Source organism: Pseudomonas sp. AFG_SD02_1510_Pfu_092 (assembly GCF_003331055.1).
Taxonomy (GTDB): domain Bacteria; phylum Pseudomonadota; class Gammaproteobacteria; order Pseudomonadales; family Pseudomonadaceae; genus Aquipseudomonas.
In genome coordinates, this window is sequence record NZ_PUQD01000003.1 from 1 (window position 1) to 16,967 (window position 16,967).

At 64.2% G+C, this 16,967-nt stretch carries 16 protein-coding genes; 10 read left to right on the plus strand and 6 right to left on the minus strand.

The features are described from left to right. Positions 1–96 precede the first annotated feature (96 nt). On the minus strand, positions 97–1,590 hold the full coding sequence (locus tag C6A77_RS02205; RefSeq protein WP_114167835.1) for a CoA-acylating methylmalonate-semialdehyde dehydrogenase: 1,494 nt from the start codon (positions 1,588–1,590) through the stop codon (positions 97–99). A gap of 71 nt (positions 1,591–1,661) precedes the next feature. Then, on the minus strand, positions 1,662–3,008 hold the full coding sequence (locus tag C6A77_RS02210; protein WP_114167836.1) for an aspartate aminotransferase family protein: 1,347 nt from the start codon (positions 3,006–3,008) through the stop codon (positions 1,662–1,664). Positions 3,009–3,123: 115 nt separating this feature from the next. Here C6A77_RS02210 and C6A77_RS02215 point away from each other — a divergent pair, with 115 nt between their 5' ends. From C6A77_RS02215 to C6A77_RS02235, 5 genes are all read left to right on the plus strand, one after another. Next, entirely contained in the window at positions 3,124–4,044 is a 921-nt protein-coding gene (locus C6A77_RS02215) for a LysR family transcriptional regulator (RefSeq protein WP_178082368.1), read from the plus strand. A gap of 90 nt (positions 4,045–4,134) precedes the next feature. Then, positions 4,135–4,797: a TetR/AcrR family transcriptional regulator gene (locus C6A77_RS02220; RefSeq protein WP_114167838.1), complete on the plus strand. Its 663-nt coding sequence runs from the start codon at positions 4,135–4,137 to the stop codon at positions 4,795–4,797. A gap of 9 nt (positions 4,798–4,806) precedes the next feature. Beyond that, a complete protein-coding gene (locus C6A77_RS02225) occupies positions 4,807–5,391 on the plus strand; it encodes a YigZ family protein (protein WP_114167839.1) in 585 nt (194 codons plus the stop codon). Between the two features lie 368 nt (positions 5,392–5,759). Then, positions 5,760–6,446 carry an SDR family oxidoreductase gene (locus C6A77_RS02230; protein WP_114167840.1) on the plus strand — a complete coding sequence of 229 codons (687 nt, stop codon included), beginning with the start codon at positions 5,760–5,762 and terminating at the stop codon, positions 6,444–6,446. Between the two features lie 86 nt (positions 6,447–6,532). Further along, on the plus strand, positions 6,533–7,480 hold the full coding sequence (locus C6A77_RS02235) for an adenosine deaminase (protein WP_114167841.1): 948 nt from the start codon (positions 6,533–6,535) through the stop codon (positions 7,478–7,480). Between the two features lie 20 nt (positions 7,481–7,500). Here the strand turns inward: C6A77_RS02235 and C6A77_RS02240 are convergent, their stop codons facing one another. Continuing rightward, positions 7,501–8,214 (minus strand): helix-turn-helix transcriptional regulator, encoded by a 714-nt coding sequence (locus tag C6A77_RS02240; protein WP_114167842.1) that lies wholly within the window; start codon positions 8,212–8,214, stop codon positions 7,501–7,503. A 478-nt stretch (positions 8,215–8,692) separates the two neighbouring features. Between C6A77_RS02240 and C6A77_RS25850 the strand changes: the two genes are divergently transcribed. Next, the gene (locus tag C6A77_RS25850; protein WP_075044510.1) at positions 8,693–8,890 is read left to right on the plus strand and encodes a hypothetical protein; all 198 of its coding nucleotides are present in this window, start codon (positions 8,693–8,695) and stop codon (positions 8,888–8,890) included. On the opposite strand, the gene C6A77_RS02250 is transcribed toward C6A77_RS25850, so the two are convergent. Further along, positions 8,841–10,022, minus strand: a complete 1,182-nt coding sequence (locus C6A77_RS02250; RefSeq protein ID WP_114167843.1) for a multidrug effflux MFS transporter — start codon at positions 10,020–10,022, stop codon at positions 8,841–8,843. The two genes, C6A77_RS25850 and C6A77_RS02250, sit on opposite strands and share 50 nt — an antisense overlap. Positions 10,023–10,216: 194 nt before the next feature. Further along, positions 10,217–10,414: a cation transporter gene (locus tag C6A77_RS02255; RefSeq protein ID WP_114167844.1), complete on the minus strand. Its 198-nt coding sequence runs from the start codon at positions 10,412–10,414 to the stop codon at positions 10,217–10,219. A gap of 144 nt (positions 10,415–10,558) precedes the next feature. Here C6A77_RS02255 and C6A77_RS02260 point away from each other — a divergent pair, with 144 nt between their 5' ends. The 4 genes from C6A77_RS02260 (at position 10,559) to C6A77_RS02275 (ending at position 15,917) form a co-directional block, all read left to right on the plus strand. Beyond that, entirely contained in the window at positions 10,559–10,945 is a 387-nt protein-coding gene (locus C6A77_RS02260) for a hypothetical protein (protein WP_114167845.1), read from the plus strand. 52 nt (positions 10,946–10,997) lie between these two features. Further along, complete coding sequence (locus C6A77_RS02265; RefSeq protein ID WP_114167846.1) at positions 10,998–13,397, plus strand: heavy metal translocating P-type ATPase; 2,400 nt, start codon at positions 10,998–11,000, stop codon at positions 13,395–13,397. Then, the gene (cueR, locus tag C6A77_RS02270) at positions 13,394–13,804 is read left to right on the plus strand and encodes a Cu(I)-responsive transcriptional regulator (protein ID WP_114167847.1); all 411 of its coding nucleotides are present in this window, start codon (positions 13,394–13,396) and stop codon (positions 13,802–13,804) included. Before C6A77_RS02265 ends, cueR begins: the two co-directional genes overlap by 4 nt. 169 nt (positions 13,805–13,973) lie before the next feature. After that, positions 13,974–15,917, plus strand: coding sequence for a methyl-accepting chemotaxis protein (locus C6A77_RS02275; RefSeq protein ID WP_114167848.1), 1,944 nt, complete (start codon positions 13,974–13,976; stop codon positions 15,915–15,917). Positions 15,918–16,030: 113 nt separating this feature from the next. Here C6A77_RS02275 and C6A77_RS02280 read toward each other — a convergent pair whose 3' ends face one another. Next, the gene (locus C6A77_RS02280; protein ID WP_114167849.1) at positions 16,031–16,810 is read right to left on the minus strand and encodes a helix-turn-helix transcriptional regulator; all 780 of its coding nucleotides are present in this window, start codon (positions 16,808–16,810) and stop codon (positions 16,031–16,033) included. Positions 16,811–16,967 lie beyond the last annotated feature (157 nt).

The window sequence follows — 16,967 nt, forward strand, 5'->3', positions numbered from 1 at the left end:
CTACCCCCCCCCTAAATTATAAAACAAAACAACCCCACAACCCCCAAAAACCCCCCGGGGGGCGCCCCCCCCCCCCCCCCGCTTCTTGTTCAGCCCTTACAGGCTAGGGAACGCGAACTGCGATGCCTCATGGCTGGCCCGCTGCGGCCAGCGCTGGGTGATCGCCTTGCGCCGGGTATAGAAGCGCACGCCATCCGGGCCATAGGCATGCAGGTCACCGAACAGCGAACGCTTCCAGCCCCCGAAGCTGTGGTAAGCCACCGGCACCGGCAGCGGTACGTTCACACCGACCATGCCCACTTCGATCTCGTCGCAGAACAGCCGCGCCGCTTCACCGTCGCGGGTGAAGATGCAGGTGCCATTCCCATATTCATGGTCGTTGATCAGCTGCATGGCCTGCTCCAGGCTGTTCACGCGCACCACGCACAGCACCGGGCCAAAGATCTCTTCTTTATAGATACGCATCTCGGGGGTCACGTTGTCGAACAAGGTGCCGCCCACGAAATAGCCGTCTTCATTACCGGCCACACGGTAGCCACGACCATCCACCACCAGCTTGGCGCCAGCAGCGACACCCTCATCGATGTAGCCCACCACCTTGTCCCGCGCCGCAGCGGTCACCAACGGGCCCATGTCCAGGCCGCACGAGGTGCCGGCACCAATCTTCAGCGCCTTGATCTGCGGTTCCAGCTTGGCGATCAGGGCATCGGCCACCTGGTCGCCCACACACACCGCCACCGAAATGGCCATGCAGCGCTCGCCACACGAACCGTAGGCCGCGCCCATCAGTGCGCTGACCGCGTTGTCCAGGTCGGCATCGGGCATCAGCACCGCGTGGTTCTTCGCACCACCCAGGGCCTGCACACGCTTGCCGCGCTTGGTACCTTCGGCGTAGATGTACTCGGCGATCGGGGTCGAACCGACGAAGCTCAGGGCTTTCACCTCTGGCGCTTCGATCAGCGCATCCACCGCTTCCTTGTCGCCATGCACCACGTTGAGGATGCCCTTCGGCAGGCCGGCCTCCAGCAGCAGCTGGGCGATGAACAGCGTCGAGCTCGGGTCACGCTCGGAAGGCTTGAGGATGAAGGCGTTACCGCAGGCAATGGCCAGCGGGTACATCCACAGCGGCACCATGGCCGGGAAGTTGAACGGGGTGATACCGGCAACCACGCCCAGCGGCTGGAAGTCGGACCAGGCATCGATATTCGGCCCGACGTTGCGGCTGTACTCGCCTTTGAGCACTTCCGGCGCGGCGCAGGCGAACTCGACGTTCTCGATGCCACGCTTCAGTTCACCGGCGGCATCTTCCAAGGTCTTGCCATGCTCTTCGCTGATCATCTGCGAGATACGCGCTTCGTTCTGCTCCAGCAGCTGCTTGAAGCGGAACATCACCTGGGCACGCTTGGCCGGTGGGGTGTTGCGCCAAGCCGGGAAGGCCGCCTTGGCCGAGTCGATCGCTGCCTGCACGGTCGCGCGGCTGGCCAGCTCGACCTTGCGCACGGCCTGGCCGGTGGACGGGTTGAAGACATCGGCGGTGCGCTCACCTTTGGTAACCAGTTCGCCGTGGATCAGGTGCTGAACAATGCTCATGCAAAACTCCAGATAAAGAAGGTTGAGCCAGGCGCGCGGTGTTCACCCGCCTGGCATCAGAATCGGAAAGATCAGTCGATCAGGTTCAGGGTTTCGCCCACTGCGTCGAACAGGCGGTCCAGCTCTTGCGGCTTGGTGTTGAAGGTTGGGCCGAACTGCAGGGTGTCGCCACCGAAGCGCACATAGAAGCCCGCCTTCCACAGTTTCATCGCCGCTTCGTACGGACGCACGATGGCATCACCGTCGCGAGCAGCGATCTGGATCGCCCCGGCCAGGCCGTAGTTGCGGATATCGACGATGTTTTTCGTACCTTTCACGCCATGCAGCAGCGTCTCGAAGTGTGGCGCCAGCTCGGCGGAAGACTGCACCAGGTTCTCTTTCTGCAGCAGGTCCAGCGCGGCGATACCAGCGGCGCAGGCCACCGGGTGCGCCGAGTAGGTATAGCCGTGCGGGAATTCCACGGCGTATTCCGGGGTCGGCTGGTTCATGAAGGTCTGGTAGATCTCGCTGCTGGCAATTACCGCACCCATCGGGATGGCGCCGTTGGTCACCTGCTTGGCGATGCACATCAGGTCCGGGGTAACGCCGAAGGCTTCCGAGCCGGTCATGGCGCCCATGCGGCCGAAACCGGTAATCACCTCATCGAAGATCAGCAGGATGTTGTGCTGGGTGCAGATTTCCCGCAGGCGCTTCAGGTAGCCCTTTGGCGGTGGCAGCACACCGGCCGAGCCGGCCAGCGGCTCGACGATCACCGCGGCGATGTTGGAGGCATCGTGCAGCTCGATCAGCTTGAGCATTTCGTCAGCCAGGGCGATACCGCCCTCTTCCGGCAGGCCTTTGGAGAAGGCGTTCACCGGCAGTACGGTGTGAGGCAGGTGGTCGACATCCAGCAACTGGCCGAACAGTTTGCGGTTACCGTTGACCCCACCCAGGCTGGTCCCAGCAATGTTCACCCCGTGGTAACCACGGGCACGGCCGATGATCTTGGTCTTGGTCGCCTGGCCTTTCAGGCGCCAGTAGGCACGCACCATCTTCAGCGCGGTGTCGGCGCACTCGGAACCGGAGTTGGTGTAGAACACATGGTTCAGGTCGCCCGGGGTCAGCTGGGTAATCTTCTCGGCCAGCTGGAACGACAGCGGGTGGCCGAACTGGAAGGCCGGGGAGTAATCCAGGGTGCCGAGCTGGCGGGCCACCGCCTCGGTGATTTCCTTGCGGGTGTGCCCGGCGCCGCAGGTCCACAGGCCCGACAGGGCATCGAAGATCTTGCGCCCCTTGTCGTCGACCAGGTAGTTGCCTTCGGCCGCCACGATCAGCCGTGGGTCACGCTGGAAGTTGCGGTTGGCGGTGTAGGGCATCCAGTGGGCATCCAGCTTCAGCTGGCTGGCGATACCGGTGACGGCGGTTTCGGGCATGTTCATCGGCGGTTCCTCGGAAAACGAATAGGCAACGATGGATGTTGTTGCGGCTAAATTGGCACGGAGATAAAGTCTGAAAAAGCCAACATTTCTAATCTTCAGACAGCCCACGACTAAACTGATGAGCCGACGCCCCGACCCACTCGCACAAGTCAGCGATTTCGACATCCGCCTGTTGAAGATCTACCGCAGCGTAGTCGAGTGCGGTGGCTTTTCGGCCGCCGAAAACGTGCTGGGCATTGGCCGTTCGGCCATCAGCCAGCAGATGAACGACCTCGAACAGCGGCTCGGCCTGCGTTTATGCCAACGCGGGCGCGCCGGCTTCTCGCTGACCGAAGAAGGCCGCGAGGTCTACCACTCCGCCCTGCAACTGCTCAGTGCCCTGGAAAGCTTCCGCACCGAGGTCAACGGCCTGCACCAGCACCTGCGCGGCGAGCTGAACATCGGCCTGACCGATAACCTGGTGACCCTGCCGCACATGCGCATCACCCATGCGCTGGCCGAACTCAAGGACCGCGGCCCCGATGTGCGCATCCAGATCCGCATGATCGCGCCCAGCCAGGTCGAGCACGGCGTGCTCGACGGCAGCCTGCATGTCGGTGTGGTGCCGCAGACCAGCCCATTGTCGGGTCTCGAGTACCAGCCGTTGTACAGCGAGCGTTCACTGCTGTATTGCGCAGTCGGCCACCCGCTGTTCTATGCCGATGATCAGCAGATCGACGACGACCGCCTCAACAGCCAGGAAGCCATCACCCCTACCTTCCGCCTGCCGGCCGAGATCCAGGCGCAGTACCAGGCACTGAACTGCACGGCCAGTGCTTCGGACCGCGAAGGCATGGCGTTTCTGATCCTCACCGGGCGCTACATCGGCTACCTGCCAGACCACTACGCCACGTTCTGGGTGCAGCAAGGCCGCTTGCGCGCCCTGAAGCCTCGGCAACGCTTCTACGACCTGAGCCTCAGCTGGGTAACGCGCAAGGGCCGGCGGCCAAACCTGGTGCTGGAAAGCTTCCTCGAAAGCCTGGCTGCGACACGCTGATGTCAGTCTGTGCCGCAAACGCTTGTCACTTCGGCACAGGCAGGTAATCTTGTCCGACAGCCGCAGCCACTGACCCGTACGGAATCGTCCATGACCCTAGAAGTCCCTGCGCATCGCCTCTCCGCCTCGGGCAAACCGGCGGGCCGCATCCGCCAGAAGAACGAACAGGCCATTATCCAGGCCGCCGAAGACGAATTTGCCCGCCATGGTTTCAAGGGCACCAGCATGAACACCATCGCCCTCAAGGCGGGCTTGCCCAAGGCCAACCTGCATTACTACTTCACTAACAAGCTCGGCCTGTACATTGCCGTGCTCAGCAACATCATCGAGTTGTGGGACAGCACCTTCAACGCCTTGAGCGTCGACGACGACCCGGGCGAGGCGCTAAGCCATTACATCCGCACCAAGATGGAATTCTCCCGGCGCAACCCGCAAGCCTCGCGGATTTTCGCCATGGAAGTGATCAGCGGCGGCACCTGCCTGACCGAATACTTCAGCGCCGACTACCGCGAATGGTTCCGTGGCCGCGCCGCGGTGTTCCAGGCCTGGATCGAAGCCGGCAAGATGGACCCGGTCGACCCGGTGCACCTGATCTTCCTGCTGTGGGGCAGCACCCAGCACTACGCCGACTTCGCCACCCAGATCTGCCAGGTCACCGGCCGTAGCCGCCTGACCAAGCAAGACATGGAAGACGCGAGCAACAACCTAATCCACATCATCCTCAAAGGCTGCGGCATCCAGCCGGCAGCCTGACCCTCATTTATGCCTTCTACCCTGCTCGACCTCTGCGAATACCGCGAGGAAATTCGCAAAAGCCGCTTCATCACCCTCGCCGGGCCGATCAGCAATGCAGCGGAAGCGATGAGTTTCATCGAACGCCACAGCGACCTGGCCGCTACCCATAACTGCTGGGCATGGAAACTGGGTGCGCAATACCGCAGCAGCGATGACGGCGAACCTGGCGGTACTGCGGGGCGGCCGATCCTGGCGGCCATCGAAGCGCAGGACTGCGACCAGGTGGTGGTGCTGGTGATCCGCTGGTACGGCGGTATCCAGCTGGGTACCGGCGGCCTGGCCAGGGCCTATGGCGGTGGCGCCAACAAGTGCCTGCAACAGGCGCCCAAACGGCTGCTGGTACAGCGCAGCGAATTTGCCTGCAGTTGCAGTTTCAGCGAACTGGCACTGGTGAAGTTGCGCCTGGCCGAGGTTGACGGCATGGTGCTGGACGAGCAATTCACTGCCAATGGCGTGGACTTGCTGATTGCGCTGGGCGACGCGCACCTGGCGCCATTGCGACAACAGCTGGCCGACCTGAGCCGCGGGCGCATTCTGCTCGAAGCACGGTGAACATTGCCCACAACAACTGTGGGCCTGCCTGTGGATAAGCTTGGGGCATTCGCCTGCAGGCTACTGTTTACAAGGCCCACAGAGCTTTGATCATATTTTGATCAGCGTCCATGACGGTCGCAAACTATTGAAAGACCGGGAGTTATCCCCAGCGCAAGCCAGCGACTTCAGCCTGACGCCTTCCGGCTTGCACACAATAACTGTGGAACAGCCTGTGGATAACCCGTGCGCCAACCGGCCGGGCGCCAAGCCCTGCAAGGCCCTGACGCAACTGGTCATTTTTCGTACAACACTGCACCAGGCGGCAAGTGCCCCTGTGCATTATCCTCAATAGCTTTCCTGGCAAACCGATCACGGAGCGCGACCACATGGCTAACGCAAAAACCGCACTTATCATTGGCGCCTCGCGCGGGCTTGGCCTGGGCCTGGTGCAACGCCTGCACGAAGACGGCTGGAACATCACCGCCACCGTGCGCAACCCGCAGCAGCCCGGGGCCTTGGCAGACGTGCCCGGCGTGCGCATCGAACAGCTGGAAATGAACGACACGGCCCAACTCGATGGCCTGCAGCAACGCTTGCAAGGCCAGCTGTTCGACCTGGTGTTCGTCAACGCCGGGGTCATGGGCCCTTTGCCACAGGACCTCGAGGCGGTGCAGAACAAAGACATCGGTGACCTGTTCATGACCAACGCCGTGGCACCGATTCGCGTGGCCCGTCGCCTGGTCGGCCAGGTTCGGGAAGGCAGCGGCGTGCTGGCCTTCATGAGCTCGATCCTGGGCAGCGTGAGCATCCCCGAAGGCGGCGAAGTCTGCTTGTACAAAGCCAGCAAGGCGGCACTCAACTCGATGATCAACAGCTTCGTCGTGGAACAGCAACGCCCCGACCTGTGCGTACTGGCCATGCACCCGGGCTGGGTAAAAACCGACATGGGTGGCGAGAACGCCGAGATCGATGTGCTGACCAGCACCCGCGGCATGCTCGAACAGATCAAGGCGCAAAGCGGCAATGCCGGCCTGCGTTTCATCAACTACAAGGGCGAGCCCCTGGTCTGGTGATTCACCGGGTCGCAGCCTGGCCGGGCGCATTGCCTGGCCAGGCTCTGTAGAATGGCGGCAACCGTACCTGATCGAGATGACCCACTATGTATGACTGGTTGAACGCCCTGCCCAAGGCCGAACTGCACCTGCACCTGGAAGGCTCGCTGGAGCCGGAGCTGCTGTTCGCCCTGGCCGAGCGCAACAAGATCGCCCTGCCCTGGGCCGATGTGGAAACCTTGCGCGGTGCCTATGCCTTCAACAACCTGCAGGAGTTCCTCGACCTGTATTACCAGGGCGCCGATGTGCTGCGCACCGAGCAGGACTTCTACGACCTGACCTGGGCCTACCTGCAACGCTGCAAGGCGCAGAACGTTATCCACAGTGAACCGTTCTTCGACCCGCAGACCCACACCGACCGCGGCATCCCCTTCGAAGTGGTGCTCAACGGCATCAACCAGGCGCTGAAGGACGGCCGTGAGCAGCTCGGCATCAGCAGTGGGCTGATCCTCAGCTTCCTGCGCCACCTCAGTGAAGAGCAAGCACAGAAAACCCTCGACCAGGCGCTGCCGTTCCGCGACGCGTTCATCGCCGTTGGCCTGGACAGCTCGGAAATGGGCCACCCACCGAGCAAGTTCCAGCGCGTGTTCGACCGCGCCCGCAGCGAAGGCTTGGTCGCCGTGGCCCATGCCGGCGAGGAAGGCCCGCCCGAGTACATCTGGGAAGCCCTGGACCTGCTGAAGATCAAACGCATCGACCACGGCGTACGTGCCATCGAGGACGAGCGGCTGATGCAGCGCATCATCGACGAGCAGATCCCGCTCACGGTGTGCCCGCTGTCGAACACCAAGCTCTGCGTGTTCGACCACATGAGCCAGCACAACATCCTCGACATGCTCGAGCGCGGCGTGAAGGTCACCGTCAACTCGGATGACCCGGCCTACTTCGGTGGCTACGTCACCGAGAACTTCATGGCCCTGCACACCCACCTGGGCATGAGCGAAGACCAGGCCCGCCGGCTGGCGCAGAACAGCCTGGACGCCCGGTTGGTCTGACGGCAACGGCGACGTTGCGCTCAACCGACCTGTAACGTCGCCACGCGGGCTATGCGATTGATCTGCTGGATACCCAGCGCGGAAATATGCAACGCCCGCGAATCCTCGGCCTCGCGTATCCAGCCCGATTGCAGGAACAGCCTGAACAAGGCCTGGCCCAGCACCCCGCCCAGGTGCGGCCCCTGGTCGTTCCACTCGGTGCAGCGGCAGACCACACAGCCACGCTGCTGATGCGGCGCCAGGGCATCGATATACACCCCGACCAGCGCCAACTGCACCCGCCCCTCCTCACTCACCATCAGTTGCCGACCACTGCCCTCCAGCCAGCCGGCGACCAAAAGACGGTGATACAGCTCACCGGCCAATTCCCCTCCCAGGTGGTCGCCACAGCGACGCGCCCTGCGTAGCGACATGGGCAGTGTCGATACCGGCGCCTTGGGCTGCTCCCCCTTGGCGCTCTCCAGCTGGACACTGGCCAGGGCCTCCACTGCCGCCCCGACCTGCGGCGTGGCCAGGCGGAAATAGCGCTTGCGCCCACGCGCCTCGTGCCGGAGCAACCCGGCCGACGACAATAACGAAAGGTGCGCGCAGGCTGATGACGAGGTCAGCCCGGTCATTACCGCAAGTTCGTTGGCCAGCCGCGGCGTGCCATCGATCAATGCCCACAACATGGCACTGCGCTTGGGGTCGGCCATCAGGCTGGCGATCTGGCTGATACTGCTGACTGCATTCATGTCCCTGTAACTCCCTGCAAGTTCACGTGTGAGTGCGATGGCCAAACCCTGGCAGGGAAGCGCCTCTCGCTGGCACCGGCCTGGCTCGCCAGTATATGCCGCAAAAAACGCCCATCAGGCAGCCCCGCACGGCGGCCCCTCTGCCGGAAAACCACTGGGTACCCCTACCCATGGCAAACAGTGAAACACGGGGTATCACCCGCCCGGACCGCGCGGGCAAGCAGCCCGGCTCATCCTGGCAAGGCCCAGGGAAGAACAGGGGGAAAAACACCGGATGCAACTTCGGACGCGACGCACAAGCATTTTCCGCAAGTAGCGCAAGCTAAAGCGAAGGTTCCACATGCTTGCGCACCCCAGCAGGGACAATGCGCAGAAAATGTTCCACTGACCGTCAGTCAGGACACCGATGCAGGTCATGGCAGGCAGAAAGGACAGCGCTACAATTCACCCGCTCTCCCCCCTTTGGAGGTATGCCACGATGAAGATTGTCGTCAGTGCATCGAGCCGAAACCCCGCCTGCCCGTGGCAAGTTCAGCTCGATCAACACGTGGTCAGTTTCCGTAGCGAGGCGGAGGCGCGCGCCTTCGTCGCCACGCTGGAAACCCGCCTGCAGGCCCCCCACCCGCTTATGCGCGAGCCTTGGCCGGCAAGCGTCGGGTCAGCAGCGCGACACTGACTACCAACACCCCGCACAAGCTGATCACCAGCGCCATCGGCACCGCACTGCCGTCATGCAGCAGCCCGACCAGTGCCGCCGCACCGGCGGCGACGCTGAACTGCAGGCAGCCCATCAACGCCGAAGCACTGCCCGCACGCGTGCCCTGCCCGCTCATGGCACAGGCAGAAGCGTTGGGGATGATGCAGCCCAGGCTGGCGATGCAGATGAACAGCGGAACCAGCAATGGCCATAGCTGTGTCGGCCGCAACGCGGCAACGCCCAGCAACACCAGGCCCGCGACCAGGTACAGCCACACCGCACGCGCCAGCAGAAACGCCGGCCCACGTTTGGCCAGCAGGCGCGCATTCACCTGCGCCACCAGAATGAAGCCGGCCGCATTGGTGCCGAACAACCAGCCGTAATGTTCAGCCGGCACGCCGTAGAGCTTGATGAATACGAAGGGTGAACCGGCGATGTAGGCAAACATGCCGGCAATGGCGATCCCGCCGGTCAAGGCATGGCCGAGGAACGCCCGGTCGGCGAACAGCCGCAGGTACTGGCGCAAGGCGCCAGACAGCGGTTGCCGCGGAATGTGCTCGGGCAGGCTTTCCGGCAGGCCCAGGCTGACCGCCAGCAGGCAGGCGGCGCTGAACAGGCTCAAGGCGAGGAAGATCGATTGCCAGCCGGCCACGTTCACCAGCACCCCGCCCAGCATCGGTGCCAGGATCGGCGCCAGGCCCATGACCAGCATCAGTTGCGAGAACACCTTGGCCGAGGCCACCGGGTCGCAGCGGTCACTGACGATGGCCCGCGACAGCACCATCCCGGCGCAACCGCCCAGTGCCTGGACGAAACGCGCCAGTATCAGCGTGTCCAGATCGGGGGCGTAGGCACAGGCCAGTGATGCCAGGGTGAACAGGGTCACACCGAACATCAGCGGCTTGCGCCGGCCAAAACGGTCAGCTACCGGCCCGTAGGCCAGCTGGCCGATGGACAAGCCAAGGAAATAGGCGGCCAAGGTGGCCTGGACGTGTTTTTCATCGGTGGCGAACGCCTGCGCCATGGCCGGGAAGGCAGGCAGGTAGAAGTCGATCGCCAAGGGCCCGAACGCACTGAGTGCACCCAGGATGAGCACCATTCGCAGGTTCATCAGGAATCCATAGCAGGCTAAGCAAGTGCCTGGATTCTACCTGCTGTGGACCCTGTCCACATGAAAACCTTTGCAACAATCCCAAGAGCGACCGCGATCCTTGTGGGAGCGGGCGCGCCCGCGAACACGGCGCAGCCGGTGCCGTCCAACGCGCTGCCTGATTCGCGGGCGCGCCCGCTCCCACAGGTTTGCAGTCAGGCAACTTCGGCCTGGTAACCTTCATCGCGAATCGCGGTAATGATCTGCTCCTGCCCGAGGTCGCTCTGCACCCGCACCTGCCTGGCCGCCAGATCGACTTCCACCTTGGCCGCCGCATCCTGCTCCTGCACCGCTCGAGTCACGGCCTTCACGCAATGGCCGCAGGTCATGCCTTGTACGTTGAACACTTGCATAAGGGTTACTCCTTCAGGTTTTTCACGAGTCTCAAGCTTGCCATCGGGGCAAGGTCAAGGCCTGCCAACCACCGCCGGGGTGGAAATCCGCGCGCGCGTCGGCCAAGCTGCGCCTTTGATGATCAGGCAAGCAGGAGATTATTCATGTTCAGGGCAGCATTGGGCGTCGTCGGGCTATTGAGCACGCTGGTTGCAGTGCCACCGGCCAGCGCCGAGGCCAACTCGGACTACAGCGTGCTGATCATTTCCCGGGAGCGCCTGGAAGTGGCCACCAGTTGCGAAATCGGCATCTACCTCAACGACCAGCTCTCCGGTCGTGTGTTCCAGGAACAGTCCACCTCGTTCAACCTGCCGCCCGGCCCGGTTGATATACGCCTGCGCGTGCTACCCGGGCAGATGCCCGGCTGCGCGCCGGGTATCGAGGACCAGCGCAGCACACGATTGAACCTGCAGGCCGGCCAGATCAACAAATACCGCATCGCCATGGGGCACCATGGGCTGGAGTTGCAGCGAGCCGGCCTGGGCTATTGACCTTACCTGCGTGGCAAGGTTGATGCTGCAGGCCTGTCCAAGGAGGAGAGCCATGCCCGCATCCACCACCTACCACCTGCCGATCTCCGGCATGACCTGCGCCAGCTGTGCCGGCCGGGTCGAACGCGCCCTGCGCAAGGTCACCGGCGCTGAACAGGTCAGCGTCAACCTCGCCACCGAACAGGCCCGGGTCCAGGCCCCGGCCGGCAGCCTGCCCGCCTTGCTCGACGCCGTCCGCCAGGCCGGCTACGGCGTGCCCACCCGCACCGTCGAACTGCAGATTGGCGGCATGACCTGCGCCAGTTGCGTCGGCCGTGTTGAGCGTGCTCTCGGCAAGCTGCCGGGGGTCGAGCAAGTCAGCGTCAACCTCGCCAGCGAACGCGCGCACCTCGAAGTGCTCGCGGCCGTCGACGACAGCCTGCTGATCGACGCTGTACAAAAGGCCGGCTACAGCGCCAGCCTGCCGCAAACCGCCAAGGACGATCAAACGGCCAGCCAGCGCCGCCTGCGTCACGAACGCCTGGCGGTCGGCGCAGCGTTGCTGCTCGCCCTGCCGCTGGTACTGCCCATGCTGGTGCAACCCTTCGGCCTGCACTGGATGCTGCCTGCGTGGGTGCAGTTCCTGCTGGCCACACCGGTGCAGTTCATTCTCGGCGCGCGCTTCTACGTCGCCGCGTGGAAAGCCGTGCGCGCCGGGGCCGGCAACATGGACCTGCTGGTGGCCCTGGGCACCAGCGCCGGTTACGGCCTGAGCCTGTACCAGTGGGCACAGGCACCCGCCGGGATGGCTCCGCACCTGTATTTCGAAGCCTCGGCCGTGGTCATTGCCCTGGTGCTGCTGGGCAAGTACCTGGAAAGCCGTGCCAAACGCCAGACCGCCAGCGCCATCCGCGCCCTCGAAGCGCTGCGCCCGGAACGTGCAGTGCGCGTGATCGACGACCGCGAAGAAGAGGTGGCCATCGCCCAACTGCGCCTCGGCGACTTGGTGCTGGTCAAGCCCGGCGAGCGCTTCCCGGTCGATGGCGTGGTCGAGGATGGCAGCAGCCATGCCGACGAAGCCCTGATCAGTGGCGAGAGCCTGCCGGTACCCAAGCAGCCTGGCGACAGCGTCACCGGCGGCGCCATCAACGGCGAAGGCCGGCTGCTGGTACGCACCCAGGCGCTGGGCACCGAGACCGTGCTGGCGCGCATCATTCGCCTGGTGGAAGACGCCCAGGCCGCCAAGGCGCCGATTCAGAAGCTGGTCGACCGGGTCAGCCAGGTATTCGTCCCGGCCGTGCTGGTGCTGGCAATGATCACCTTGGTCGGCTGGTGGCTGGCCGGCGCACCGCTGGAAACGGCGCTGATCAACGCCGTCGCCGTGCTGGTCATCGCCTGCCCCTGTGCACTTGGCCTGGCCACCCCGGCAGCGATCATGGCCGGCACCGGGGTCGCCGCCCGCCACGGCATTCTGATCAAGGACGCCGAAGCCTTGGAGCGCGCCCATGCGGTCAATCGCGTGGTGTTCGACAAGACCGGCACCCTCACCTCCGGCAGCCCACGGGTTGTCCACAGCCAGGCGCAGGCAGGCAGTAGCGCCGACCTGCACCGCCTGGCGGGCGCCCTGCAGCGCGGCAGCGAGCACCCACTGGCCAAGGCCGTGCTGGACGCCTGCGCCGAACAAGGTCTGGACGTGCCCGGCGTCAGCGACAGCCAGTCGCTGACCGGGCGAGGCATCGCCGGGCGTGTGGAAGGCCGCGAACTGGCGCTGGGCAACCGCCGCCTGCTCGACGAAAGCGCCCTGGCGCCCGGTGACCTGGCCGCCAAGGCGCAGGCCTGGGAAGCCGAGGGGCGAACCCTGTCGTGGTTGATCGAACGCGGCGCGCAGCCACGGGTGCTTGGCCTGTTCGCCTTCGGTGACAGCCTCAAGCCCGGCGCCGCGCAGGCGATCGACAGCCTGCATGCGCAACAGATCAGCAGCCATCTGCTGACCGGCGACAATCGCGGCAGCGCCAAGGTAGTGGCCGACGCCCTGGGCATCGACGATGTGCATGCCGAGGTCCTGCCGGCCGACAAGGCCGCGACCGTGGCCGCACTCAAGCAGGATGGCGTGGTCGCCATGGTCGGCGACGGCATCAACGATGCGCCGGCGCTGGCCGCCGCCGACATCGGCATTGCCATGGGTGGCGGTACCGATGTGGCCATGCAGGCCGCCGGCATCACTCTGATGCGTGGCGACCCACGCCTGGTGCCCGCCGCCCTCGAGATCAGCCGCAAGACCTATGCGAAAATCCGCCAGAACCTGTTCTGGGCATTCATCTACAACCTGGTCGGTATTCCGCTGGCCGCGCTGGGTTACCTCAACCCGGTACTGGCCGGCGCAGCCATGGCCCTGTCCAGTGTCAGCGTGGTGAGCAACGCGCTATGGCTCAAGGCCTGGAAACCCACCAGCAGCACCGAGGAGGACGCATGAACATCGGCCAGGCCGCCCGCCGCAGCGGGCTCAGCACCAAGATGATCCGTTATTACGAGGCCATCGGCCTGCTCAAGCCAGCCACGCGCAGCGACAGCGGCTACCGCCTGTACCAGGCAGAAGACTTGCACAGCCTGGCCTTCATCAAGCGCTCCCGCGACCTGGGCTTTTCCCTCGAAGAGGTCGGCAAGCTGCTGACCTTGTGGCAGGACCGCCAGCGCGCCAGTGCCGATGTGAAAGCCCTGGCCATGCAGCACATCGATGAACTGAACCGGCGCATCGAAGAGCTGGTGAGCCTGCGCGACACCTTGGGCGAACTGGTCTCGCACTGCCAGGGCGACGAGCGCCCGGACTGCCCGATCCTCAAGGACCTGGCCAATGGCAACGCGGGTGGCTGCTGTCACTGAGCCACCCTGCAACCCTTTGGTATGCCATATACGTCCAAACACGACCGAATAGTCACCAACTGCGACGCCGCCCATCAAATACCGGCGCTTTTCCTACATTTAACCCGGACGCTGCCGATGCAATTGATACCTGCCTCGTGTAACGAAAACAACAAATCCGGGAGCGTCGATGAACATCAAACAGAAACTGACCTGGGCATTCGCCGTCATCGCCGGCTTGCCCATCGTCATCGTGGCCACTCTGGTGGTGCTCAACCTGCGTGGCGAAGCCCGCGACGGATTCCTCGATGGCAGCAGCCGGGAAATCCGCCAGGTCAGCAACGCGATGAACATCTTCTTCCAGGGCATCAACCAGAACGTCGAATACATGGCTGCGCAGCCACTGGTTGCCGCCACGGGCAGCGAACTTAACAAGTACATGAGCGCCGCGCCGTCCTACGAGCTGGGCGAACAGGCCAGCAAGGTGCTGGAATTCATGACGCGCCTTGCCACTACCCACCCCAGCTACGCCTACCTTTCCTACGGGGTGAGTGACGGTGGTTACGTCGGCTGGCCGGCCGGGCAGAAGTTCGTCAATTACGACCCACGTACCCGCCCCTGGTACCAGTTGGCCATGGCCAACCCGGGCAAGACCCTGCGCACCGATGCCTACTACTGGGCGGCCGACGACGCGGTGCTGGTCAGTACCGTGCGCACCGTCGCCAACCAGCTTGGCAACCCCGGCGGCGTGGTCAACGTCGATGTCTCGCTCAAAGGCCTGACCGAGATCGTCCAGCAGATCAAGCTGGGCGAAAGCGGTTACGTGATGTTGCTGGAAAACAACGGCAACGTTCTGGTCGACCCGCGTGACGCCAAGCACAACTTCAAGCAGCTGGCGAGCTTTGGCGACGGCTACGCCGAGCTGGCCAAACATGGCAAGGGGCTGGCCGAAGTGGAGCTGGACGGCGTGCGCTACATGGCCAATATCTACCCGGATGAACAACTGGGCTGGACCTTGATCGGCCTGATCGAACAAAGCGAAGTGATGCAGACCACCACCCGTCTGACCTGGCTGATCGGCATCGTGGCCGTGGTCCTGGCCGCGCTGTTCGCGGTGGTCGGCGCGACGTTCGCCAAGCTGATCGTGCGCCCGATCAACAGCGTCACCAGCGGCCTGGAAGACATCGCCCAGGGCGAGGGCGACCTGACCCGCAACCTGGAAATTCGCGGCCGCGACGAAACCGCGCAACTGGCCAGCTGGTTCAACCAGTTCCTCGGTGCCATTCGCAGCCTCATCCAGCACATTGGTTCTGCGGCCGGCAAGATTCTCAGCACTTCGCACAGCTCGACCCGGGTGTCCAGCGACATGGCCGAAGCAGCGGGGCGCCAGCGCGAAGCCGTGGACATGGTTTCCACGGCGTTCCACGAAATGGTCGCCACCGCCAACGAAGTGGCGCGCTCGTGCAGCCAGGCGGCGCAATCGGCCGACAGTGGCCAGCAGCAGGCACGCGAAGGCCAGCAGCAGATCGACGCCGCGGTAAACAGCGTCGATCGCCTGAGCCAGGAAATAGAACAGTCGGCGCAGTCGATCCAGCAACTGGAGCGGGACAGCAACGCCATTCAGTCTATTCTCGGCACCATCCGCTCGATTGCCGAACAGACCAACCTGCTGGCGCTCAACGCCGCCATCGAAGCGGCCCGCGCCGGTGAACAGGGCCGTGGTTTTGCCGTGGTCGCCGACGAAGTGCGCGCGCTGGCCAAACGTACCGCCGACTCCACCGCTGAAATCGACGGCCTGCTGGGCAACCTGGCCAGCCGTACCGCCGAAGTGGCTGCCCAGATGCACGCCAGCCTGGAGGTTTCGCAGCAATCGGTAAGCCGTATCGGCATGGCCCGCGACAGCTTCGGGCAGATCCGTGAGTCGGTGGATGTGATTCGCGACATGAACACGCAGATCGCCACGGCGGCCGAGGAACAGCATCAGGTGGCCGAGGACATCAACCGGCACATCAGCCAGATTCACGGGGATGCACAGCTGGTGGCCGAACTGGCCCAGGCAGCGCGGGTGGATTCGGAGAGCCTGGCCGGATTGTCCAATGAACTGGATGCGCTGGTGCGCAGGTTCCGTACCTGATATACGGGTCCGGCCTCTGCGCGGGCTCGCCCGCTCCCACAGATGGCCCAGCTGCCATGCACACCTGTGGGAGCGGGCGAGCCCGCGAAGAGGCCGGTACAGGCAACCCGCTATCAGAACTTCAACTCCCCCGGCGTCGCCCCGAACAGCTGCTTGAACGCCGCAATGTAAGCCGAAGTGGAGTCATACCCACACCCCAATGCCGCCTCGGTCACATTCTCCCCCGCCTCCAGCAGCGCCAGCGACGACAGCAGCCGCATGCGCTGGCGCCAGTTACGAAAACTCAGCCCGGTCTCGCGCTGGAACAGCCGCATCAGCGTCTTCTCCGAACATCCCAACTCCCGCGCCCATTGCTGCAAGGTCTGCGCTTGGTCCGGTGCGGCGATCAACCGGTTGCACAGCCCCAGCAGCCCCGGGTGCCGTGGCAGTGGCAGCGAGAAGCCGACCTCGGGCAGCGCGCGCAACTGGTCGAGCAGCACCGCCACCAGGCGCGCCTCGGCGCTGTCGCCCTCCGGGTAGTCCGCCGGGAACAGGCAGAACTGCTTGATCAGCTCTCGCGCCAGCGGGGTCACTTCCAGCACCCGGCACTGCTGCGCTGCCCACGGGCAGGCATCCCGGCGCACGTACAGGCTGCGCATTTCGGCCTGCATCGAGGTGACGACCTCATGCTCGGCATCGGCCGGGATCCACACCCCCCACTGCGGTGGGGCGAAGTAGCTGCCTTCGTCGGTGTACACACCGAGGACGCCGCTGATGGCGTAGGAAAATTGCACCCAGTCGTGCTGGTGACGAGTAGTCCACGAGCCTGCACCGAGGCTTTCGGCACGGGCATAGAGTGGCCTGGGCAGGTGATCCAGTTCGGGAATGGGACGAGGCTGTCCGATGGTCGCCATGGCGGGCTCTTGTAGTTCCGAGCAGACAAGCCTACCAGTTGGGGGGTAGCACTGTGGGATATGTGCTGCCTTCTTCGCGGGCTTGCCCGCTCCCACAGGTCCAGCACAGCCTTCAAAGGCGGTGATTCACCTGTGGGAGCGGGCAAGCCCGCGAAGA